At 61.2% G+C, this 22,523-nt stretch carries 21 protein-coding genes; 12 read left to right on the top strand and 9 right to left on the bottom strand.

Annotated elements, in window-relative coordinates:
- Nucleotides 1–77: 77 nt before the first annotated feature.
- Nucleotides 78–2,006: a RecQ family ATP-dependent DNA helicase gene (locus BLO97_RS06775; RefSeq protein ID WP_092146552.1), complete on the bottom strand. Its 1,929-nt coding sequence runs from the start codon at nt 2,004–2,006 to the stop codon at nt 78–80.
- A 249-nt stretch (nt 2,007–2,255) separates the two neighbouring features.
- Here BLO97_RS06775 and BLO97_RS06770 point away from each other — a divergent pair, with 249 nt between their 5' ends.
- The 3 genes from BLO97_RS06770 (at nt 2,256) to BLO97_RS06760 (ending at nt 4,644) form a co-directional block, all read left to right on the top strand.
- Nucleotides 2,256–3,320: a S8 family peptidase gene (locus BLO97_RS06770; RefSeq protein ID WP_092146554.1), complete on the top strand. Its 1,065-nt coding sequence runs from the start codon at nt 2,256–2,258 to the stop codon at nt 3,318–3,320.
- A 312-nt stretch (nt 3,321–3,632) separates the two neighbouring features.
- Nucleotides 3,633–3,899, top strand: a complete 267-nt coding sequence (locus tag BLO97_RS06765) for a hypothetical protein (RefSeq protein WP_092222242.1) — start codon at nt 3,633–3,635, stop codon at nt 3,897–3,899.
- Between the two features lie 391 nt (nt 3,900–4,290).
- Nucleotides 4,291–4,644, top strand: a complete 354-nt coding sequence (locus BLO97_RS06760) for a DUF1493 family protein (protein ID WP_092222240.1) — start codon at nt 4,291–4,293, stop codon at nt 4,642–4,644.
- A 69-nt stretch (nt 4,645–4,713) separates the two neighbouring features.
- On the opposite strand, the gene BLO97_RS06755 is transcribed toward BLO97_RS06760, so the two are convergent.
- The 3 genes from BLO97_RS06755 to BLO97_RS06740 all read right to left on the bottom strand — a co-directional run bounded on the left by BLO97_RS06755 (nt 4,714) and on the right by BLO97_RS06740 (nt 7,980).
- Nucleotides 4,714–6,258, bottom strand: a complete 1,545-nt coding sequence (locus BLO97_RS06755) for a phosphoenolpyruvate carboxykinase (protein WP_060739668.1) — start codon at nt 6,256–6,258, stop codon at nt 4,714–4,716.
- A 178-nt stretch (nt 6,259–6,436) separates the two neighbouring features.
- Entirely contained in the window at nt 6,437–7,339 is a 903-nt protein-coding gene (hslO, locus tag BLO97_RS06745; RefSeq protein WP_063323416.1) for an Hsp33 family molecular chaperone HslO, read from the bottom strand.
- 236 nt (nt 7,340–7,575) lie between these two features.
- On the bottom strand, nt 7,576–7,980 hold the full coding sequence (locus BLO97_RS06740) for an RNA-binding S4 domain-containing protein (RefSeq protein ID WP_072342873.1): 405 nt from the start codon (nt 7,978–7,980) through the stop codon (nt 7,576–7,578).
- Between the two features lie 254 nt (nt 7,981–8,234).
- Between BLO97_RS06740 and BLO97_RS06735 the strand changes: the two genes are divergently transcribed.
- Together BLO97_RS06735 and rimK are read left to right on the top strand one after the other, a co-directional pair.
- Entirely contained in the window at nt 8,235–8,699 is a 465-nt protein-coding gene (locus BLO97_RS06735) for a retropepsin-like aspartic endopeptidase RimB (RefSeq protein WP_170845936.1), read from the top strand.
- Nucleotides 8,696–9,601: a 30S ribosomal protein S6--L-glutamate ligase gene (rimK, locus tag BLO97_RS06730; RefSeq protein WP_003196697.1), complete on the top strand. Its 906-nt coding sequence runs from the start codon at nt 8,696–8,698 to the stop codon at nt 9,599–9,601. The genes BLO97_RS06735 and rimK overlap by 4 nt, the downstream gene beginning before the upstream one ends.
- Nucleotides 9,602–9,671: 70 nt before the next feature.
- Here the strand turns inward: rimK and BLO97_RS06725 are convergent, their stop codons facing one another.
- Together BLO97_RS06725 and ompR are read right to left on the bottom strand one after the other, a co-directional pair.
- Entirely contained in the window at nt 9,672–10,985 is a 1,314-nt protein-coding gene (locus BLO97_RS06725; RefSeq protein ID WP_063323417.1) for an ATP-binding protein, read from the bottom strand.
- A gap of 114 nt (nt 10,986–11,099) precedes the next feature.
- Nucleotides 11,100–11,840: an osmolarity response regulator transcription factor OmpR gene (gene ompR / locus BLO97_RS06720; RefSeq protein WP_003196691.1), complete on the bottom strand. Its 741-nt coding sequence runs from the start codon at nt 11,838–11,840 to the stop codon at nt 11,100–11,102.
- A gap of 355 nt (nt 11,841–12,195) precedes the next feature.
- On the opposite strand from ompR, the gene BLO97_RS06715 reads away from it, so the two are divergent.
- The 7 genes from BLO97_RS06715 (at nt 12,196) to tauD (ending at nt 20,529) form a co-directional block, all read left to right on the top strand.
- Entirely contained in the window at nt 12,196–14,520 is a 2,325-nt protein-coding gene (locus BLO97_RS06715) for a Tex family protein (RefSeq protein WP_092345404.1), read from the top strand.
- A complete protein-coding gene (locus BLO97_RS06710) occupies nt 14,520–14,903 on the top strand; it encodes a PaaI family thioesterase (RefSeq protein WP_014336033.1) in 384 nt (127 codons plus the stop codon). The genes BLO97_RS06715 and BLO97_RS06710 overlap by 1 nt, the downstream gene beginning before the upstream one ends.
- A 270-nt stretch (nt 14,904–15,173) precedes the next feature.
- Nucleotides 15,174–16,757: a glutamate--cysteine ligase gene (gshA, locus tag BLO97_RS06705; protein ID WP_092345401.1), complete on the top strand. Its 1,584-nt coding sequence runs from the start codon at nt 15,174–15,176 to the stop codon at nt 16,755–16,757.
- Nucleotides 16,758–17,007: 250 nt separating this feature from the next.
- Nucleotides 17,008–17,985, top strand: coding sequence for a taurine ABC transporter substrate-binding protein (gene tauA / locus BLO97_RS06700; protein ID WP_063323420.1), 978 nt, complete (start codon nt 17,008–17,010; stop codon nt 17,983–17,985).
- A gap of 21 nt (nt 17,986–18,006) precedes the next feature.
- Nucleotides 18,007–18,801, top strand: coding sequence for a taurine ABC transporter ATP-binding subunit (tauB, locus tag BLO97_RS06695; RefSeq protein ID WP_072342693.1), 795 nt, complete (start codon nt 18,007–18,009; stop codon nt 18,799–18,801).
- Nucleotides 18,798–19,637 (top strand): taurine ABC transporter permease TauC, encoded by an 840-nt coding sequence (tauC, locus tag BLO97_RS06690; protein ID WP_072342690.1) that lies wholly within the window; start codon nt 18,798–18,800, stop codon nt 19,635–19,637. The genes tauB and tauC overlap by 4 nt, the downstream gene beginning before the upstream one ends.
- A gap of 49 nt (nt 19,638–19,686) precedes the next feature.
- The gene (gene tauD / locus BLO97_RS06685) at nt 19,687–20,529 is read left to right on the top strand and encodes a taurine dioxygenase (RefSeq protein ID WP_092146563.1); all 843 of its coding nucleotides are present in this window, start codon (nt 19,687–19,689) and stop codon (nt 20,527–20,529) included.
- Between the two features lie 159 nt (nt 20,530–20,688).
- Here the strand turns inward: tauD and mgrA are convergent, their stop codons facing one another.
- From mgrA to BLO97_RS06670, 3 genes are all read right to left on the bottom strand, one after another.
- Complete coding sequence (mgrA, locus tag BLO97_RS06680) at nt 20,689–21,726, bottom strand: L-glyceraldehyde 3-phosphate reductase (RefSeq protein WP_092146565.1); 1,038 nt, start codon at nt 21,724–21,726, stop codon at nt 20,689–20,691.
- 60 nt (nt 21,727–21,786) lie between these two features.
- The gene (locus tag BLO97_RS06675) at nt 21,787–22,188 is read right to left on the bottom strand and encodes a type II toxin-antitoxin system HicB family antitoxin (protein WP_063325186.1); all 402 of its coding nucleotides are present in this window, start codon (nt 22,186–22,188) and stop codon (nt 21,787–21,789) included.
- A gap of 92 nt (nt 22,189–22,280) precedes the next feature.
- Nucleotides 22,281–22,463: a type II toxin-antitoxin system HicA family toxin gene (locus BLO97_RS06670; RefSeq protein ID WP_092345399.1), complete on the bottom strand. Its 183-nt coding sequence runs from the start codon at nt 22,461–22,463 to the stop codon at nt 22,281–22,283.
- Nucleotides 22,464–22,523: the final 60 nt, after the last annotated feature.

The following is a 22,523-nucleotide window of genomic DNA, read 5'->3' as shown; positions in this document are numbered from 1 at the left end:
GCCTTCACCTTAGTCAGCCGCCGAATGTTTTTGAAATTTATTCGTGTGATGCAAGGCATTCAGCGGATGGATGCAGTTCACAGGTGCGCTTGAGCCCAATGGCGAACCTCTGCGTACGGATATTCCTCCAGTGCGGCATATCCACGGATCTTTCGCGCCTTCAACCGGGTGAACAACGGCACGCTGATCCCGCACAGAAACCGGGTCAAGCGCTCGGCGGAAGGTGGGTTGCCGGTGTGCTCCTCATGCCTGTGGATAAAGTCACCGCACAGCGTCTCGAAGTTTTTATCCACAAGTGCCGGCAACGACGGCGGTTCCGGCAATTGAGCGACCTGTCCGTGGCACACCGAGCAATGACCGCACTGCTGCGGCGCGTTGTCATCGCCGAAATACTGCGCCAATCGATAACCGAGGCAACGGTCGGTGGCGAACAACTCGAGCATGGCATGGATCCGCGCGATTTCACCGCGTTCATGCCGGGTGAAATAAGCATGGAGTTCGGCGCCCAAGACCTGCGTATCCATATTCGTCTCCAGCACGTTGTACACCTCGGTCATCTGCTTGCTTTCCAGCTCGATCCAGCCCTTCTCCTGGAAGTAATCCAGTGCCTTGACCACGCGACTGCGTTCAGCGTGATACTGCTGGTACATCCCGTCGAAATTCACCGTGGCCCAGGTCCGGGCGCGACTGGAGGTCTGGATGATGGCCGAGACGAAATCCCTTCGCTCGCCTTCGAAGCGCTCCAGCAATTCTTGTGGCTCAGTCAGGAACTTGAAGCGGTACTCCGCGAAATAGGCATAACGCGGCGCGATCAGCCGGCGCAGTTCCAGCTGGACCAGCAGCGTCTTGAGCGGCAATTGCCGGATGTTGCTCTGGTCCGCCAGGGGGCCTAGCAAAAACTCCCATTGCCCATCGGGCGCGGCGGCCTTCAGCTCATCGAGCACGCAACGAATGCCCTCCAACTCAGGAGTATCGCCATAGACAAAGTTCTCCAGCACGTTGAGGCTGTCGCGATTGGCCAGTACCAGGCAATCGGACGGTTGCCCGTCCCGCCCGGCCCGGCCAATCTCCTGACTGTAGTTTTCGATGGATTTGGGCAAGTCGAAATGCACCACGTTGCGGATATCGCTCTTGTCGATGCCCATGCCGAACGCAATGGTCGCGACAATGCAATTGGACTGCCCGCCCATGAACCGCCGCTGGATGGCTTCGCGTTGTTCGTGGGGCAAACCGGCGTGATAGGCCTCGGCCCCGATGCCGTGCTGGGTCAGGTGTTCGGCTATCTGCTCGGCGGTTCGCTGCAAGGTGACGTAGACGATGCTCGGTTGCCCGGGACGTTCGCCCAGCCATTGCACCAGCCGTGCTCGCTTGTGCGCACCGCGCACGGGTTCGACCAGCAGGTTGAGGTTGGGCCGATAGAAACCGGTCGTCACCACATCCTCGGCGGCGATGGCGAACTTCGCCTGCATGTCGGCGATGACCTTGGGTGTCGCGGTGGCCGTCAGCAGCAACACCTGGGGAATATTGAACTGGCGCTGATAATCGGGAAGCTTGAGGTAGTCCGGACGAAAGTTATGCCCCCACTCTGAAATACAGTGGGCCTCGTCCACCACCAGCAACGAGATCGGTACCTGCTGCAGGAAATTGCGAAAGCGCTCGTTCTTCAGCCGCTCCACGGAAATCATCAGGATCTTCAACTCCCCCGAACGGGCCCGCGCCATGGCGTCGTTGGCTTCGTCACGGCTCTGGGCCGAATCGATACTGGCCGACGCGATGCCGTGACGTTGCAGGAACGCCAACTGATCCTGCATCAGCGCCAGCAATGGTGAAACCACCAGGGTCAGGTGCGGCAATAGCAGGGCTGGCAATTGATAACACAGGGACTTGCCGGAACCGGTGGGAAAAATGGCCGCTGCCGACCGACCGGCCAGGACTGCTCCGATGGCAGACTCCTGACCGGGGCGAAACTGTGGATAACCGAAAACCTGTTCCAGGGTGCTGTGCATGAGCGGTCGCTCCTTTGACTGCTGCGAGACCCAAAGACTAGCGGGACAGCGCAGCGCGTCGAGAAAAGGTCGGGTAAAAAACGATACCGGATGATACAGCCTCAACGTCCGATTGCTTTGCCACGAGGTGATACAAATCCGGGCACTTTGATGCCTCGTTCCCCCTCCATTTGCGGGTTAAGGTGCGCCGTCAACTCAAGAGCAAGGCCAGGAAGCCTGACGCTCAAGACTCTCTTCAAGGATCGAACCATGCCACACCTGTTTCCCGTGCTACGCGCCCTGGCGATAGCATCCGCCTCACTGCTGGCCGGCTGCCTGACCATTGCTGAACCCTCCGGGGTGGAACCGGCCGTGTTCGAAACACCGGAGTATCACGCTCAGCAGGGCTTGGCCGTCGTCAAGGCCTCGGCGTTATATGCCCGTGGCGGCACCGGACAGGGTGTGCTGGTCGCACTGATCGATTCGGGGCTCGACACCCGCCTGAAGGAGTTCGAAGACCGACTGAGCGATCCCGGATTCGATTACGTCGAAAACCGTCCAGGCACGATTGACCGCATCGGCCACGGCACGCAAATGGCCGGCATACTCGCCGCCAACAAGGACGACCAGGGTATGCATGGCATCGCGTTCAACGCTCGGTTGATCCCCTTTCGTTTTGGCGACGACAACGAGCCGTTTTTCTTTGACAGCGAAATCGCACAATCCTGGCAAAGCGGCTTCGACAAGGGCGCCCGCCTGTTCAACAACTCGTGGGCCAACGCCATCCCCGCCACCGAAATCAATGAGGCACGTTACAACCAGGTCATGCCCGACTCTCTGGCCGTTGCTCGAAAACTGGTCGCGGACGGCGCCGTGTTCGTCTTCCCGACAGGTAACGAACTCAAGCGTGAGCCTTTGGCCGAATCGGGGCTGCCGGTGGCCTTGCCTGAACTGGAAAAAGGGTGGCTCGCGGTGGTTGCGCTGAAAAACGACGGCAGCGCGATCAATGGCAAATCCAACTATTGCGGCGTTGCAGCCGCCTGGTGCATCGCCGTACCTGGCGGCGACTCCGGGGCGCAGGCAGGCTTGCTCACGGTGGGCAAGGAGGGTCGTTACGTGCAAACCGCCGGCACGTCTCCAGCCGCAGCCTTGGTCAGTGGCGCACTGGCTGCGCTGCAAAGCCTTTACCCGCAACTCAACCCGCAACAGGTGCGCGAGCATCTGCTGGCGACAACCAACCGCACGGGCATCTATGCCAACAGTGAGGCCTATGGCAGGGGGTTGATGGATCTGGAGGCGGCCTCACGACGAGTCCCCGCCCCCATAGCGGATTAAAGTACTGCACCATCGACGTGGAGCTCGCTTCCACCGCTTGTTATTTCATCAGCTCCTGTAACGGCGAGATGACTAGCCTGTCGGAAATGGCCTGCCGCATCCTAAGCCTTCCCTACAGCGAGTTTGTAGGATCGGCCAGACGGTGAATGGGAAATGAAGACGGGTCAGCTAGCCCTGGAGCAAACATTTCATCCAAGCGTCAGACGCTGGTAAACGTCCTACACAAGCTGTCCTTTCAGGTCCTATTGCGGTGCCTGGAAGGAGCCCTCTATAGTTTCGGCGCGATTGAAAATCGTACTGAAGAGGGCTCAAATGCATACGGATACTCCGCCCATCGATCGATACCAGCGACTCAACAGCACACCGATTCTGGCCATCGACACCGAGGCCAACCTCCACGACCTCTGCGACGCCGCCGCCCAACGAATCCGCGCGTCCAGCGACCTGCTCGAAACCCTTCACTGCCTATGCTTCAAACATGCCGATGTGAAAGACATTCCCAACATCGTTCATGCGCTTTATCTGCTGACTCAAGATGGCAGCGAGTTGCTGGAGGTTGTGCGGCAGCGGTTGCGTTAATTAGCCGTCCATAAAAAAACGCCCTCGAAGGGTAATGCTGTTCACTTAAGAAAATGATGGACCTGTGGCGAGGGAGCTTGCTCCCGCTCGGCTGCGAAGCAGTCGTAAACCGGCGGGGGCGGTGTGTCTGATGCTGCGCATTTGCCAGGTTTAGGGGCCGCTTCGCAGCCCAGCGGGAGCAAGCTCCCTCGCCACGGGTTTGTCGATGGCCTTAAGTGAACAGCATTACCCCCCATTGAAGGGCGCGGCAAACCATACCGAGCAACCAAAAGCCCCCTTACCAGACGGTTCCGAGACTGTTGTGAGACTTTTCTTCTTTTTCCAATGGGCAACGATTCGCCCTAGACTTTCACCCCGATAGACACCCCCCCTTCAGCCCGGACATTTCACCATGCGCCTTAGCCCAGACTTCCCCGACGACCCGGTCATACGCCAACTCATGGAACTGCTCCACGAAGAAATCGGCTTGCCCGAGCACAAGACCATTCGCCTGGGCACGGCAATCAATTTCGATCTGGGCTGCGATGGCGCGGATGCCCGGCAGCTGATGGAAGCCTTGGAGGAGCGGTTCACCATCGATCTCGTCGACTATGACGCTTACCGCTACTTCCAGCCGGAAGGCTTTGATGTGTTTCAAAAGCGCAGGGCCAAGGGCCGTGGCAATAAGATGCCGTTGACCATCGGCATGCTCTACAAGGCCATCAAGGCACAACGATGGGATACGCAGGAAGTGGAAAACGCCTAGCTGGTAAGACAAGCCGCCCACAAAAAAGCCGCCCTGAAGAGGGCGGCTTTTTCATCTGCTAACCGAGCCTTACAGCTGCGGACCAGCAGCCTTGATCGCGTCGCTCACGTCGAACTTCTTGAAGTTCTCGGTGAACAACCCGGCCAAGGCCTTGGCCGCTTCGTCGTAGGCAGCTTTGTCGGCCCAGGTGTTGCGTGGGTTCAACAGGCCAGTCTCGACGCCCGGAACAGCCAGCGGCACGTCCAGGTTGATGATGTCCAGGTGTTCGGTTTCAGCACCGATCAGCGCGCCGCTCTGGATCGCCGCGATCACCGCACGGGTGGTCGGGATGTTGAAGCGCTTGCCGACGCCATAGCCGCCGCCAGTCCAGCCAGTGTTGACCAGGTAGACCTTGGAGCCGAAGCCGCGGATACGCTTGATCAGCAGCTCAGCGTACTCACCGGCCGGACGCGGGAAGAACGGGGCGCCGAAGCAGGTGGAGAAGGTCGATTTGATGCCACTGCCCGAACCCATTTCGGTCGAGCCCACCAGCGCGGTGTAGCCGGACAGGAAGTGGTAGGCGGCTTGCTCTTCGCTGAGAATCGACACAGGCGGCAGTACGCCGGTCAGGTCGCAGGTCAGGAAGATCACGGCATTGGGCTCGCCACCGAGGTTTTTCGGTGCGCGTTTTTCGATCAGCTCACGCGGGTAGGCGGCGCGGCTGTTCTGGGTCAGGCTGTCGTCGGCGTAGTCGGCTTTCTTGGTGACTGGGTCCAGGACGACGTTTTCCAGCACGGCGCCGTGCTGGATGGCTTTCCAGATAACCGGCTCGTTCTTCTCGGACAGGTCGATGCACTTGGCGTAGCAACCGCCTTCGATGTTGAAGACCACGCCCACGCCCCAGCCGTGCTCGTCGTCGCCGATCAGGTAACGGCTTTCATCGGCAGACAGGGTGGTCTTGCCAGTGCCCGACAGACCGAAGAACAGGGTCACGTCGCCCTCTTCGCCCATGTTGGCAGCGCAGTGCATCGGCAGCACATCGACCGCTGGCAGCAGGAAGTTCTGCACGGAGAACAGGGCCTTTTTCATCTCGCCGGCGTAACGCATGCCGGCGATCAGCACTTTCTTGGCCGCGAAATTGATGATCACGGTACCGTCGGAGTTGGTGCCGTCGCGCTCAGGCTCGCAGACGAAGTTCGGCGCGTTGAGGATCTGCCACTCATCCTTGCCACCGGCGTTGTACTGCTCGGGGTTGATGAACAGGCAGCGACCGAACAGGTTGTGCCAGGCTGTCTCGGTGGTCATCTTGACCGGCAGGTAGTGCGCAGGATCGGAACCTACATGCACATGGGAGACAAAACGCTCGCGCTCGCCCAGGTAGGCTTCAACGCGGTTCCACAAGGCATCGAACTTGTCGGCCGGGAACTTGCGGTTGATCGGGCCCCAGGCGATGGCGTCCTGGGTGGTTGGCTCTTCCACGATGAAACGGTCGACTGGCGAGCGACCGGTACGATGACCGGTACGAACAACCAGCGCGCCAGTATCGGCAAGCTCGCCTTCACCGCGATTCAGGGCTTCTTTGACCAGATCATCGACACTCAGATCGGTGTACACGGCGTTATTGGCTTGCGTCATGAGATTCCCCGTCGGCCCGTGGCCGAGTGCTCCAAACGTTTTGTAGTAGGAAGTCGCGCACTACTACCCGAAAAAAGTGGGCCGGATTATGCCAGAAAACCCCAAAAAGAGTAGGGCCCTCCCGTCAGTACGGCGTAAATCCGGCGTTTGCCAGGAGATTTACCTGCGCTGAACCGTTTTAGTGACGAGTATCTGACGGTGTGTCGACACCCGCACCGGCGAACAATTGCGCAATGTCCGCCGCGTCGAACAGGTAGCGCTCGTTGCAAAACTGGCAATCGATCTCGATGGCACCGCCATGCTCGATCACCAGTTGCTGCGCATCTTCCAGACCCAGACTGACCAGCGCATTGGCAGAACGTTCACGAGAGCAGCTGCATTGGAAGCGCAACGGTTGTCCGTCGAACAAGCGTACCTGCTCCTCGTGATAGAGGCGATGCAGCACGGTTTCGTTGTCCAGGCTCAACAGCTCATCGGCGCTCAGGGTGCTGGCCAGAGCGGTGACGTGCTGCCAACTGGCGTCGCGCTCTTCCGGGTCACGCAGGCGATCGGCAGGCAGTTGTTGCAACAGCAAACCGCGGGCACGCCGCCCGTCGGCGTAGAGCCAGAAGCGGGTATTGGTCTGCTGGGACATGACGAAGTAGTTGGTGAAGCATTCAGCCAGGGTCACGCCATCGAGATCGACGATGCCCTGGTAGCGCTTGCCATGGGTAGGGTCCACCGTCAGGGCCAGCACGCCGTTGGGCATCATGTCGGCCAGGGTCGCGTCGGGCGCGATCTGCTCGGCGTGATAACGGGCCAAGCCGCGGATCTCGCGCTCGCTGGAGCACTCGATCATCAGCAGCGGGACCGGACCTTCGGAACGCGCCTGGAGAATCAGCAAGCCATCGAACTTCAAGGTGCCCACCAGCAACGCCGCAGCCGCCATCAGCTCGCCGAGCAGTTGTGCGACCGGCTCCGGATAGGGGTGCTTGGCGAGGACTTCGGCGTAGCTACGCTCCAACGCCACCAGCTCGCCACGGGCGTCGCTGTCATCGAAGATGAAACGTTGGGTGTAGTCGGTATCCGGTAAATCAGTCATAGGGTCTGGTATCTGAGGTGATGACAAATGATGGCGGGCATTTTATGGGCATTGCCGGTGGGTTCCAAGCAAGGCTTGGGTTTGCCTGACGGGAAGAGACCGATGACTCAATCCGAATTGTCATTGTGGCGAGGGAGCTTGCTCCCGCTCGGTTGCGCAGCGACCGTCAGATTTCGGGGCCGCTACGCAGCCCAGCGGGAGCAAGCTCCCTCGCCACGGGCCTTGCGCCAGCCTTTTTATTCGTTATTGCTGCCATGAAATTTGAACAGGTCCCGGCGCTGCTTCTTGCTCGGCTTGCCATCGGTGCTGACCCCCAGGGCGCCGGCCTTGCGTTGCGCGGCGGCGGCTTCGCGCTTGGCGATGCTGGCTTCGGTCTCACGATACAGCGCCTGCGCTTCAGGTGCGCCGCGACGCACGATCGACAAAGCTTCGACCACCACGGTCTTTTCATCGAAGCCGGTGCGAATGACAAATTCATCGCCAACGCGTGGCTCCTTGCCCGGCTTGCAACGTTCTCCGCGGTGATGAACCTTGCCGCTCTCGATGGCGGTCTTGGCCAGGGCCCGCGTCTTGTAGAATCGCGCCGCCCACAACCATTTATCGAGACGGACCTTGTCGTCCTCTTCCTTTTTTTGTGCCACTGCCATTCCTCTTTTCTGCCAATTGCCGGAACTGTACTACCGTTTTTGTCGAGCGCACGAATCCGGGCCGACGGATAGAATGTCCGCCAAATCGCCTCCACATGCATGGCTTGGCTAGAAATCGGTTACAAGCACAAACAAGCGCGTAGATAACTGTCGCCATTTTGTGATTATTCTGCGTGAATACCGCGATTCGCGGAGTCCACGATCCGATGTACTGATCGCAGGTTTTTTTATTGAAGACTTTTGACCATTTGACCGTTGTCGGTCTGCGCGAGTGGGTGGCGCTCCCGGATCTGGGAGTCGTGGGCCTGCGGGCAAAAATCGACACCGGCGCCAGCACCTCCAGCCTGCATGCCACAGACATCGAGCCATTCGAGCGCGATGGCGAAAAGTGGGTGCGCTTCACTGCCCACCTCGGTACGGTCGTGCAATTGCGCCATCGCCGCTGCGAAGCCCCGCTGGTGGCCCGCAAGACAATAAAAAGCTCCAACGGCCACGCTCAGGTCCGCTACGTGATCAGCACCACGTTGGCACTGGGTGATCGGATCTGGCGGGTCGAGTTCACCCTTGCCTGCCGCAAGTCCATGCGATACCGCCTGTTACTGGGTTCCAAAGCCTTGATCGACGGCCAACTGGTGGTCAATCCGGGTATCAAATACGTTCAAGACAAGCCGGCATTCCCGGTGTCCACTACCTCTGCCACAGGTGTTGCATGAAGATCGCTGTGCTGTCGCGTAATCCGCGTCTGTATTCCACTCGTCGTCTGGTTGAAGCCGGGACCGAACGAGGCCATGAAATGGTGGTGATCGACACCCTGCGCGCCTACATGAACATCGCCAGCCACAAGCCTCAGATCCACTACCGTGGCAAGCCGCTGGAAGGGTTCGACGCGGTGATCCCGCGCATCGGCGCATCGGTGACGTTCTATGGCTGCGCCGTGTTGCGCCAGTTCGAAATGATGGGGGTGTTTCCCCTCAACGAGTCGGTGGCCATCGCCCGCTCCCGGGACAAGCTGCGCTCGCTGCAACTGCTGTCACGGCGCGGGATAGGCCTGCCAGTCACCGGTTTTGCCCACTCCCCCGACGACATTCCCGACCTGATTGCGATGGTCAACGGCGCACCACTGGTGATCAAGGTGCTGGAAGGCACCCAGGGCATCGGCGTGGTCTTGTGTGAAACCGCGACGGCGGCGGAGTCGGTGATCGAGGCGTTCATGGGCCTGAAGCAGAACATCATGGTCCAGGAGTACATCAAGGAAGCCGGTGGCGCAGACATTCGCTGCTTCGTCGTCGGCGATAAAGTGATTGCCTCGATGAAACGCCAGGCCAAACCCGGAGAGTTCCGCTCCAACCTGCATCGCGGCGGCAGTGCCAGCCTGATCAAGATTACTCCGGAAGAACGCATGACCGCCCTGCGGGCCGCGAAAGTCATGGGTTTGGCCGTGGCCGGCGTGGATATCCTGCGCTCCAATCACGGGCCGCTGGTGATGGAGGTCAACTCCTCGCCAGGCCTGGAAGGAATCGAGACCACTACAAGCAAGAACGTGGCAGGGATCATCATCGAACACCTGGAAAAGAATGGCGGGCCGAACATGACCCGGACCAAAGGAAAGGGCTAGAAGAGCAGCTTCAAGCTTTAAGCCAAGCCGGTTCAACTTGCAGCTTGAAGCTCGCGACTTGCAGCTGCCCCTATACCGCATCCCTTGGCAGCATCAGCCCCAACGGCAACCGCACCCGAGCCTCCAGCCCACCACCGGCGCGATTGCGCAACTCGACGTTGCCGCCGTGCATCGAGGCGATGCGCTTGACGATGGCCAGGCCCAGCCCCGTGCCCTTCCCGCCCCGGGCGCGATCGCCGCGAGTGAACGGGTTGAAAATGGCTTCCAGCTCAGAGGGATCGATGCCGGCACCTCGGTCCATGACGCTCAGCACCACGTAAGGCGCGCTGGTGTCACCGGAGACATAGGCCGCGACCTCGACGCCGGTGCCAGCGTGGTTCAGCGCATTGCCAATCAGGTTGTTCAACAAGCGCTTCATCGACACCCGGCGCAGGGGGAAAGGCTGGATCGGCTCCAGGCGCAGGTGCACTTTTTCGTCATTCTGGTTATAGGGCGCAGCCACCTCCCGCACCAATTCACTGAGGTCCACTTCTTCCACAGACTCGTCACGACCGTCGCGAATGAACGCCAGGAACTGGTCGAGAATCGCGTCCATGTCCTCGATGTCGCGGACCATCTCGTCAGTCAAGTCGGTGTGCTCGCCCATCAACTCCAGTGACAAGCGCAACCGGGTCAGCGGCGTACGCAAGTCATGGGAGACACCCGCGAGCATCAACTCACGCTCGCGCCCGGCCTGTTCGACATCCTCGGCCATCTGGTTGAAGGCGCGGTAGACCTCGGTCATCTCGCTGGGCGTATCGCTGATGGGCAGCCGCACGCTACGCCCCTGGCCTAGTTGGCGGGCGGCGTAGACCAGGCGTTTCAACGGTTGATTGAGCTGGCTGACGAAGATCCACGCCGATGCCGTCGACAGCAGGCCGATGGCCAGGAACCAGCCGAGCACGTTCCAGATTTTCTGGCCGCGCAGCGGATGCGGGTACAACGGCACTTTCAGCCAGCCATCCCCCAAGCTCGGGGCCCGCACCCACAGCGCTGGCGGCGAATGCATGCGCAATCGCACCTCGGTATCGGCGCCCAGTTCGGCCTGCATCTGGCGTTGATAGATCTCGCTGTAGGGCCAATGCTGCTCGCCCTCCGGCACGCCGGCACCGACGACGCGGATCAGTGTCGCCGCCTCGGCAATTTTCGCCCGGTTGGTTTCGTCCGCCGCCCAATAGGCCCGCAGGGTCAAGGCAACACCGTGGCTGTACTGCCGGTCCACTAGAACGTCTTCGTTCATCAGCAGGTACACCAGCGTCAGTGCCTTGGAGAAGAGCACGACGATCAGCACCAGCCAGAGGGTGCGGGAGAAGAAACTCTGGGGGAACCAAACGGGGGTTTTCATGAATAACCGCTACACACTTGCAGGAGCGAGCGATGCTCGCACAATGACAGACCGCGAGTCGCCTGGAAGAAGACATTTCAACCGGCCAGGCCACCCGCTCCTACAAATCGCCGATCACTTGCTGGCGGCGCCATCCGGTACGAACACGTAACCCACGCCCCAGACGGTCTGGATGTACCGCGGCTTGGAAGGATCGGGTTCGATCATCCGGCGCAGACGGGAAATCTGCACGTCAATGGAGCGCTCCAGCGCATCCCATTCACGACCACGGGCCAGGTTCATCAGTTTGTCGCGGGTCAGCGGCTGGCGGGCGTTCATCACCAGGGCCTTGAGCACGGCGAACTCGCCGGTGGTGAGCATGTGGACCTCATCGCCGCGCTTGAGCTCACGGGTGGCCAGGGACAGTTCGTAGTCGCCGAAAGTCACGCTTTCGTCTTCGCTGCCCGGCGCGCCAGGCACCGGCGCCGACTGGCGACGCAGCACCGCCTTGACGCGGGCCATCAGCTCGTCGGGGTTGAACGGCTTGGCCAGGTAATCGTCGGCGCCCAGTTCAAGGCCCTTGATACGGCTAAGCTCGTCGCCCTTGGCGGTGAGCATGATGATCGGGATCTGGTTGTTGGCGCCGCGCAAGCGGCGGCAGGCGGTCAGGCCGTCTTCACCGGGCAGCATCAGGTCGAGTACGACCAGGTTGAACACTTCACGGGCCAGCAACCGATCCATTTGCTCGGTATTCGGTACGGTGCGGGCGCGGTAGCCCTTGCTGACGAAAAAGCGTTCCAGCAAGCTGCTCAGCCCCGGATCGTCGTCAACAATAAGAATTTTTTCGCCTTCAGCAGTTTGTGCAGTGCTGCTCATAGGAAGCTCCTTTGATCTCGGCGCGCATTATGGCCTAGCTGCCGTTATACGCACCGTGTGCATTGTTAGCAGATTTTTCCTCTATCACCACAAATCCGGGTATCAAGCCTACAGACCATGTCCCCCCCTCAGGACAGAACGCTGGTTATAATGCGCGGCCTTTTGTGCCAGGGAATGTCGGATCGTGACCCGGCGTGCCATTTTTTCAGCCTTGGCAAGGCAACTTTTTGAATTTCGCGGGTCAACAGGCAGCCTTTTGACCCAGGCAGCGGCGCATGCCAGGCCGCTCAACCAGTCTCGCCGAACCCTGCTTCTGCGGTGGCGAGCCTGATTTCACAATTTGTCAGGTGGTTTTATGGACAGCATCAACAGCCGCATCGCCGAGGAACTCGGTGTACGCCCACAACAGGTCGAAGCGGCCGTCGCGCTACTCGATGAAGGCTCCACGGTGCCTTTCATCGCCCGTTACCGGAAAGAAGTGACCGGCAGCCTCGATGACACTCAATTGCGGCATCTGGAAGAACGCCTGCGCTACCTGCGAGAACTCGACGAACGGCGCATCAGTATCCTGGCCAGCATCCAGGAGCAGGGCAAGCTGACCCCGCAACTCGAGCGCGACATCAAGCTGGCCGACACCAAGACTCGTCTCGAAGACTTGTACCTGCCCTACAAGCAAAAGCGCCGCACCAAGGGCCAGATCGCCCTGGAAGCCGGCCTCGGCGAGCTGGCCGACGGCCTGTTCAACGACCCGACCCTGGCCCCGGAAACCGAAGCCGCGCGCTTCGTCGATGCCGAAAAAGGCGTGGCGGACGTGAAAGCGGCGCTGGAAGGCGCCAAGTACATTCTCATGGAGCGTTTCGCCGAAGACGCCAACCTGTTGGAAAAACTGCGTAACTACCTCAAGCAGGAAGCCACCCTCAGCGCCCGGGTGATCGCCGGCAAGGAAGAGGAAGGCGCGAAGTTCCGCGACTACTTCGAACACGACGAACCGCTCAAGAGCATGCCGTCCCACCGCGCCCTGGCGATTTTCCGGGGTCGCAACGAAGGCATCCTCAGCTCCGCACTGAAGGTCGGCGATGAACTGCCAGGCACCATGCACCCGTGCGAAGGCATGATCGGCCAGCAATTCGGCATCCAGAACCAGAACCGCGCCGCCGACAAATGGCTGGCCGAAGTGGTGCGCTGGACTTGGAAGGTCAAGCTCTACACCCACCTGGAAACCGACCTGCTGGGCGAGTTGCGCGATAACGCCGAGACCGAGGCGATCAACGTGTTCGCCCACAACCTGCATGACCTGCTGCTGGCCGCACCGGCCGGCCCCCGCGCCACCCTGGGCCTGGACCCGGGCCTGCGCACCGGCTGCAAGGTCGCGGTGGTGGACTCCACCGGCAAGCTGCTGGACCACGCCACGGTCTACCCGCACGTGCCGCACAACAAATGGGACCAGACCCTCGCCGTGCTCGCCGCCCTGTGTGCCAAGCATTCGGTGGACCTGATCGCCATCGGCAACGGCACCGCCAGCCGCGAGACCGACAAGCTGGCCGCCGAGCTGATCAAGAAATACCCGGCCATGAAAATGACCAAGGTGATGGTTTCCGAAGCCGGCGCTTCGGTTTATTCGGCGTCGGAACTGGCCTCCAAGGAGTTCCCGGACCTGGACGTGTCGATCCGTGGCGCGGTGTCCATCGCCCGTCGCCTGCAAGACCCATTGGCGGAGTTGGTAAAGATCGACCCCAAATCCATCGGTGTCGGCCAGTACCAGCACGACGTTTCTCAACTGAAACTGGCGCGCGGCCTGGATGCGGTGGTGGAAGATTGCGTGAACGCCGTGGGCGTGGACGTGAACACCGCTTCGGTGGCGCTGCTGGCGCGGATCTCCGGCCTGAACGCCACGCTGGCGCAGAACATCGTCACCCACCGTGACGAACACGGCGCGTTCAAGACCCGCGCCGCGTTGAAGAAAGTGCCGCGCCTGGGTGAAAAGACCTTCGAACAGGCCGCCGGCTTCCTGCGGGTGATGAACGGCGATAACCCGCTGGACTCCTCCGCTGTCCACCCTGAAGCCTACCCGCTGGTACAACGCATCGCCGCCCAGACCGACCGCGACATCCGTTCGCTGATCGGCGACGCCGCGTTCCTCAAGCGCCTGGACCCGAAGAAATTCACCGACGAAACCTTCGGCCTGCCCACCGTGACCGACATCCTCCAGGAACTGGAAAAGCCGGGCCGCGACCCGCGCCCCGAGTTCAAGACCGCCGAGTTCCAGGACGGCGTCGAAGACCTCAAGGACCTGCAACCGGGCATGATCCTCGAAGGCGTGGTGACCAACGTCACCAACTTCGGTGCCTTCGTCGACATCGGCGTGCACCAGGACGGCCTGGTACACATCTCGGCGCTGTCGGAGAAGTTCATCAAGGACCCGCGCGAGGCCGTGAAGGCCGGTGATGTGGTGAAAGTGAAGGTCATGGAAGTCGACATCCCGCGCAAACGCGTTGGCCTGTCGATGCGCATGAGCGACACGCCGGGCGAGAAAGTCGACGGTGCCCGTGGTGCGCGTCCTGGCTCGACACCACGCCAGAGGCAAAACACCGCGCCGCGCAAGGAAAGCGCCACCGCAGCACCGACGAACAACGCCATGGCTTCGTTGTTCGCCAACGCCAAGCAGTTGAAGAAACGCTGATGGACGTGCCAGCCGGGTTGGTGGAGAGCGCTTTTTTCAAGCTGCTCGGCTGCCGTCTGCACAGCCTTGGGGACGGGGTGGCGCAAGTCGCCCTGAGCCTTGAGCCGCCGCTGCGCAATCGCGGCGGCAAGCTGCACGGCGGCGCGCTGTTCAGCCTGGTGGACATCGCCATGGGGCTGGCCTGTTCCAGTGTCCACGGCTTTGACCAGCAGAGCGCGACCATCGAATGCAAGATCAACTACATCCGCGCCGTGTCCGACGGCGACGTGTTGTGCACCGCCCGGGTCATCCACCCCGGCCGGCGCACGCTGGTGGTCGAAGCCGAGGTGATGCAAGGCGACAAACTGGTCGCAAAAGCGCAAGGCACGTTCGCTGTCCTATAGCTCCCGGTCATCGATTTGAGTTAATTTCGACGCCACGAAATGCGGTGTCGGGCTTTCCTGTGGGAGCGGGCTTGCTCGCGATAGCGCAGGGTCAGTCAAGATCAACGTTGCTGATCCACCGCCATCGCGAGCAAGCTCGCTCCCACAGTGGGGTTGCGGTGGCTAGCTTTTGGCACGAAAACCAGGCGAAAACGCCAGTTTCAACTTCACCCTTGTAGACCGTCTTGCCCACCCCCATATTGGGGCGACTGACGCGTGAAGGAATTCAACTTGAGCGACCTTTTAAACCGCCGCCTGGCCCTGCTCGGCGAGCGCGCCAACCTCTCCCTGCTCGAACAGTGCCTGCACGGCATCGAGCGCGAATGCCTGCGCGTCACTGGCGATGGGCATTTGGCGCAGACCCCGCATCCCAAGGCCCTGGGCTCGGCGTTGACCAACGAACAGATCACTACCGACTATTCCGAGTCGCTGCTGGAGTTCATCACGCCAGCCCTGACCAAACCCGCCGATACCCTGCGCAGCCTCGACAAGATCCATCGGTTTGCCTACAGCAAGCTCGGCGACGAGTACCTGTGGAGCCCTTCGATGCCGTGCCCACTGCCGGCGGAAGAGAATATCCCGATCGCGTATTACGGCACCTCGAACATCGGTCGTCTCAAGTACGTCTATCGCAAGGGCCTGGCCCTGCGCTACGGCAAGACCATGCAATGCATTGCCGGGATCCACTACAACTTTTCTCTGCCTGAAAAGCTCTGGCCCCTGCTCCGGCAGGCCGAAGGCGTCGAGACCAGCGACCGTGATTTCCAGTCGTCGGCCTACATCGCGCTGATCCGCAATTTCCGCCGCTACAGCTGGTTGCTGATGTACCTGTTCGGTGCCTCGCCGGCCCTGGACGCCGGTTTCCTGCGGGGGCGCCCGCACCAGTTGGAGCAACTGGACCCGGACACCCTGTACCTGCCCTACGCCACCAGCCTGCGCATGAGCGACCTGGGTTACCAGAGCAACGCCCAGGCCGGCCTCACGCCTTGCTACAACGACCTGGCCAGCTACACCGACAGCCTGCGCAAAGCGGTGGCGACGCCTTATGCGCCGTACGTCGAAGTCGGCACTCACCAGAACGGCGAGTGGGTGCAGCTCAATACCAACATCCTGCAGATCGAAAACGAGTACTACTCCAACATCCGCCCCAAACGCGTGACCTACACCGGCGAGCGGCCGATCCAGGCCTTGATGGCCCGGGGTATCCAGTACGTCGAAGTGCGTTGCCTGGACATCAACCCGTTCCTGCCGATGGGCATCGACCTCACCGAGTCGCGATTCCTCGATGCGTTCCTGCTGTATTGCGGCCTCAATGACAGCCCGCAGTTGGAAAACAACGAATGCGGCAACGCCACGAGCAACTTCCTGACCGTGGTCAAGGAAGGCCGCAAGCCTGGCCTGCAATTGCAGCGCCAGGGTCAAGCGGTGGACATGCAGGCCTGGGCCGTCGAATTGCTGGAAAAAATCGCACCGTTGGCCTCGCTGCTCGACCAGAGCCAAGGTGGCGATGCCCACCGCCAGGCGCTGGACGCACAACTGGCGAAAGTCCGCGACCCGTCCCTGACGCCCTCCGCCCAGGTGCTGGCCGCCATGGCCGAACATCAGGAAAGCTTTGCCCAGTTCTCCCTGCGCCAAAGCAAGGCCCACGCCGAGTTCTTCCGCGCCGAGCCGTTGCCCGCCCAGGAGCAGGCGGCCTTCGAAGACGCCGCGCGCGAGTCGCTGGTCCAGCAAGCTGAGCTGGAACAGAACGAGGTCGGCGATTTCGATGTGTTCGTGGGTTCGTATCAGGCGAGCATTTTGGCGATCAGTAACTGATCATCCTTCTTTGACGGGGATGCTCTTGTGGCGAGGGAGCTTGCTCCCGCTCGGCTGCGCAGCAGTCGTAAAAATGGGGCCTGCTGCGCAGCCCAGCGGGAGCAAGCTCCCTCGCCACGGGGGGCTTAGCCATCTTCAATAGATTTTTTCGAAAATAAGCTCATTCGAAAAAGTTATTTATTTTCCAATTCTTAGATCATTTAGTCTCCTTCAACGCCGAACATCCGGCGGCCTGTTGAGGAGCTTTCCCATGTCTTTGCGTTTCCCCCTTCGCCTTCTCGCGGCCGCCTCCCTGGCCGTCACCAGCTTTTTTGTCCAGGCAGCCGACCTGACCGTCGCCTACCAGACCACCGTCGACCCGGCCAAGGTCGCCCAGGCCGATGGCGCCTATGAAAAAGCCACCCAAGCCAAGATCGACTGGCGCAAGTTCGATAACGGCGCCGATGTCATCACCGCCATCGCCTCGGGCGACGTGCAGATCGGCTACCTCGGTTCCAGCCCGTTGACGGCGGCCATCACCCGCAAGGTCCCGGTGGAAACCTTCCTCATCGCCACCCAGATCGGTGCCGCCGAAGCCTTGGTGGTTCGTGACGGTTCGGGCATCAATTCCCCACAAGACCTGATCGGCAAGAAAATCGCCGTGCCATTCGTGTCCACCGGGCACTACAGCCTGCTCGCCGCGTTGAAGCACTGGAACATCGACCCGTCGAAAGTCACCGTACTCAACCTGGCGCCACCGGCCATCATCGCCGCCTGGAAGCGCGGTGACATCGACGCCACCTACGTCTGGGACCCGGCCCTGGGCGTAGCCAAGGAAAACGGCAAGGTCCTGATCACCTCGGCGGAGCTGGCCAAGTTCGGCGCCCCGACCTTCGACGCCTGGATTGTGCGCAAGGACTTCGCCCAGAAGCACCCTGAAATTGTCACAGCCTTCGCCAAAGTGACCCTGGATGCCTACGCCCAATACCGCAAGGACCCACAAGCCTGGCTGGCCGATGCATCCAATGTCGACAAACTGGTGAAGCTCTCCGGCGCCAAGGCCAGCGATATCCCGCTGTTGCTGCAAGGCAACGTCTTTCCCCTGGCGGCCGATCAGGTCGTGAGCCTCGGCGCACCGACCACCCAAGCCATCACCGACACCGCAGCGTTCCTCAAGGAGCAAGGCAAGGTCGACGCCGTGCTGCCGGACTACGCGCCTTACGTCAGCGCCAAATACATTGCTCGTTGAGCGAAAAAAGGGAGACACGCAATGGCCTTGCTCCAGCTGGAGCGCATCAGCGCACAGTACCCCGGCGCGGCGGAACCTGTGCTGGCGGATATTTCACTGACCCTGGGGCCCCAGCAATTGCTGGTTGCCCTCGGCCCGTCCGGCAGTGGCAAGACATCGCTGTTGAACCTGATTGCCGGGTTCGTCGAGCCCAGCGCCGGGCAGATCACTCTCGACGGCAGGCCGGTCAAGGGCCCGGGCGCCGAACGCGGCGTGGTGTTCCAGGACGATGCGCTGCTGCCGTGGCAGGACGTGCTGGCAAACGTTGGGTTCGGCCTGGAACTGGCCGGCATCCCCAAGGAAAAACGCGAGGCTCGCGCCCGGGAAATGCTTGCTTTGGTGGACCTGGCCGGTTTCGAGCACCGCCGTGTCTGGCAGCTCTCCGGCGGCCAGAAGCAACGCGTCGGCCTGGCCCGGGCATTGGCGGCCGACCCTCGCGTGCTGCTGATGGACGAACCGTTCGGCGCGCTGGACGCCTTCACCCGCGAGCAGATGCAGGAACTGTTGCTGCAAGTCTGGCAGCGCACCGCCAAACCGGTATTCCTGATTACCCATGACATTGAAGAAGCGGTCTTCCTCGCCACCGACTTGATTTTGCTGGCGCCCAATCCGGGGCAGATCGTCGAGCGTCTAAGCCTGGATTTCGGCCAGCGCTACGGCGCCGGGGAATCGGCGCGGTCGATCAAGTCCGACCCGCGCTTTATCGAAACCCGCGAGCATGTGCTTGCCAAGGTGTTCTCCCAACGCAGCGCCACTCGACCCCAGGAGCGCGCATGAGCAGCTACGAAATTCCAGCCACGGTCCGTGACACGACGACCCAGCCCAAGGCCAGCGGTTTGAGACCCCACCTGAGTACGCGCTGGATCAGCGGCTTGACCCTGATCGCACTGCTGGCGGTCTGGTGGGCCGTCACCGCCAGCGGCCTGATCGAACCGCTGTTCCTGCCCTCGCCGTCTGCCGTGCTGCAAAAAGGTTGGCTGCTGGCGACCAGCGGCTACATGGACTCGACCCTCTGGCAGCACCTGGCCGCCAGCCTTGAACGCATCGGCCTGGGCCTGTTGTTCGCGGTGCTGACGGCAGTGCCGGTGGGCATTGCCATTGGCGCCAACCGCATCGCTCGCGGCGTGCTCGACCCGTTGATCGAGTTCTACCGGCCAATTCCGCCGTTGGCGTACTTGCCGTTGATCGTGATCTGGTGCGGCATCGGCGAGTTGTCGAAGGTCCTGCTGATCTACCTGGCGATCTTCGCCCCGATTGCCATCGCCACCGCCACCGGTGTGCGCACTGTCGACCGGGCCAAGCTACGCGCTGCGCAATCGTTGGGCGCCACCCGGGCCCAGTTGATTCGCCACGTGATCGTGCCCAGTGCCTTGCCGGACATCCTCACCGGCATTCGCATTGGCCTGGGCGTGGGTTGGTCGACGCTGGTGGCCGCCGAACTGATCGCCGCCACCAGCGGCCTGGGGTTCATGGTGCAGTCAGCGGCGCAGTTCCTGGTTACCGACGTGGTGGTGCTGGGAATCCTGGTGATCGCACTGATCGCTTTCGCCATGGAAATGGGCCTGCGCGCCCTGCAACGCAAACTGGTGCCGTGGCACGGCCAGGCCCATTGATACCCAATGACCACGCCGACCCTTCGGCGCCCAGACCGAGAACATTGCGATGAACCGCCCAACCATTACGCCATTGAGCACTGCCCTCGGCGCTCAGATCAGTGGGATCGATATCAGCCAGCCGCTGAGCCAGGAACATCGCACGACCATTGAGCAGGCCCTGCTCACGCATCAGGTGTTGTTCTTTCGCGACCAGCCGATCGACCCAACGCAACAAGCGCGTTTCGCCGCGTATTTTGGCGACCTGCACATTCACCCGATCTACCCCAACGTACCGGAGCAGCCCGAAGTATTGGTGCTCGACACCGCCGTCACCGATGTGCGCGACAACGCCGTGTGGCACACCGACGTGACCTTTCTCCCGACGCCGGCCATGGGCGCGGTGCTCAGCGCCAAACTGCTGCCGGCATTTGGCGGCGATACGTTATGGGCCAGTGGCATCGCGGCTTATGAAGCCTTGTCGGCGCCGTTGAAGCGCTTGCTGGAAGGCCTGACAGCGACCCATGATTTCACCCGGTCCTTTCCCTTGGAACGGTTTGGCAACACCGCCGAAGACCTGGCGCGCTGGGAAGAGGCACGGCGAAAAAACCCACCGCTGTCCCATCCGGTGATCCGCACTCATCCGGAGAGCGGGCGACGGTCGCTGTTCGTCAATGAAGGCTTCACGACACGGATCAACGAGCTGTCGGAAACCGAAAGCGAGGTGATCCTGAAACTGCTCTTCGCCCACTCCACCCGCCCGGAGTTCACCCTGCGCTGGCGCTGGCAGGTCAACGACGTGGCGTTCTGGGACAACCGCGTCACCCAGCACTTTGCCGTGGATGACTACCGCCCCGCCCGCCGAGTGATGCACCGGGCGACGGTGTTGGGGGATGTGCCGTTTTTTCGCTGAACGCACCACTTACCTGTGGCGAGGGAGCTTGCTCCCGCTGGGCTGCGTAGCAGCCCCAATCCATTCAACACGGCGCATCAGGAAAAAACAGGGGGCGAGGTTTTTGCGACTGCTGCGCAGTCGAGCGGGATCAAGCTCCCTCGCCACAGGGGTTTTGTGTTATTCCGCCGACGAAGGCTTTTCCCAAAGATTGATTCCGCCTTCCTGGGCAAACCGATCGATCTCGGCCAGCTCTTCAGCACTGAAGCTCAGGTTCTTCAACGCCCCGACGTTCTCGACGATCTGCTCCGGCCGGCTGGCGCCGATCAGGGCGGAAGTGACCCGGGGATCGCGCAGGGTCCAGGCCAGGGCCATTTGTGCCAGGCTCTGGCCGCGCCGCTGGGCGATCTCATTGAGGGCGCGTACATGGGCGATGTTTTCCTCCGACAGGTGCGAAGCCTGCAAAGAGCCGCCGCCCGGACGGTTCACCCGCGCATCGGCCGGAACGCCCTTGAGGTATTTGTCGGTCAACAGGCCCTGGGCCAGCGGCGTAAAAGCGATCACACCGGTACCCAGTTCGTCGGTGGCGTCCAGCAGGTCTTTCTCCACCCAGCGGTTGAGCAGGTTGTAGGCCGGCTGGTGGATCAGCAGCGGGACTTTCCATTCCTTGAGCAACGCCGCCATTTCCCGGGTCTTCACCCCGGAATACGAGGAAATGCCGATGTACAACGCCTTGCCCTGCTGTACGGCAGTGGCCAGTGCGCTGGCGGTTTCCTCCAGTGGGGTGTCGGGGTCGAAACGGTGGGAATAGAAGATGTCCACATAGTCCAGCCCCAGGCGTTGCAGGCTCTGGTCGAGGCTGGCGAGCACGTATTTGCGCGAGCCACCGCCCTGGCCGTATGGGCCCGGCCACATGTCCCAACCGGCCTTGCTGGAGATGATCAACTCATCGCGGTACTGCTGGAAATCTTCGCGCAGCAACCGGCCGAAATTGATCTCGGCGCTGCCGTAGGGCGGGCCGTAGTTGTTGGCCAGGTCGAAGTGGTTGATGCCCAGGTCAAACGCCGTACGCAACAAGGCGCGCTGGGTATCGATGGGCGTGCTGTCGCCAAAGTTGTGCCACAACCCCAGCGACAACGCCGGCAGCACCAGCCCGCTGCGACCGACGCGGCGGTAAGGAATGGACTCGTAGCGGTTTTGCGCAGCGGTGTAGGTCATCGAAAAGGCTCTCTGTTCGGACGGCGGGTGACAGACGCTAACATTTCACAGACGCCTCGGTCAGGCTGAAAGTTCGCGCAAGGCCGCCGCCGCCAGAAAACCCGAACGCGAGCTATAACGCTGGTCCCGTCGCACGGTTTGGTCGATGCGCTCAAGCAATTGCTCGGGCAGCGTGGCGTTGAACCGCACTGACTTTCCGAAATAGGGCGTGACATCAAACTCAACCACCCCCCATATCCCCCCGGCGTATTGCGGATCGTCGAGATGATCGTCGATTTCATGGATCTGCGGCAGCGGTTCGCCGTCGGCTATCAAGCCTTCATAGTGCAACGAGAGCGCCTCTTTCACATTTTCGAATGCCTGGCTCACAGTACTGCCTGCGGAGAAACAACCCGGTACATCCGGGACCGTCACTCCGTAGTCGGAATCGGCATCCTTGTGCAGAACGACCGGAAATTTCATGTGGACGAATCCTTCCTTCAGATCCGGCAACCGCAGCAACCGGTCTGATAACAATGCATCCCCATCGGGGATTTCGTAATCGGTCATGGGCTTCATTTCAGGCCCGCCTGTTTCAATATGCTATTGATCGTGCCTCTGGGCAGATCGGCGTCAGGGTGCTTGATCGTCACCCTTCCAGCCTTGATGGCATGCTTGTACGGATGATGGCTACCCTTGACTGCCACCCGATACCAACCGTCCTCTTCGATCTTCCTGATCATTTCCCGACTTCGCATCACCTTTGCCTTATTCACAACTCTGCCGGAAAACTCTAGCTGCGAAAAAGACCCAGATAC

Origin of the sequence: Pseudomonas sp. NFACC05-1 (assembly GCF_900100135.1) — a bacterium.
Taxonomy (GTDB): Bacteria; Pseudomonadota; Gammaproteobacteria; order Pseudomonadales; family Pseudomonadaceae; genus Aquipseudomonas; species Aquipseudomonas fluorescens_Q.
This window is presented reverse-complemented; position numbering and strand designations above follow the sequence as displayed.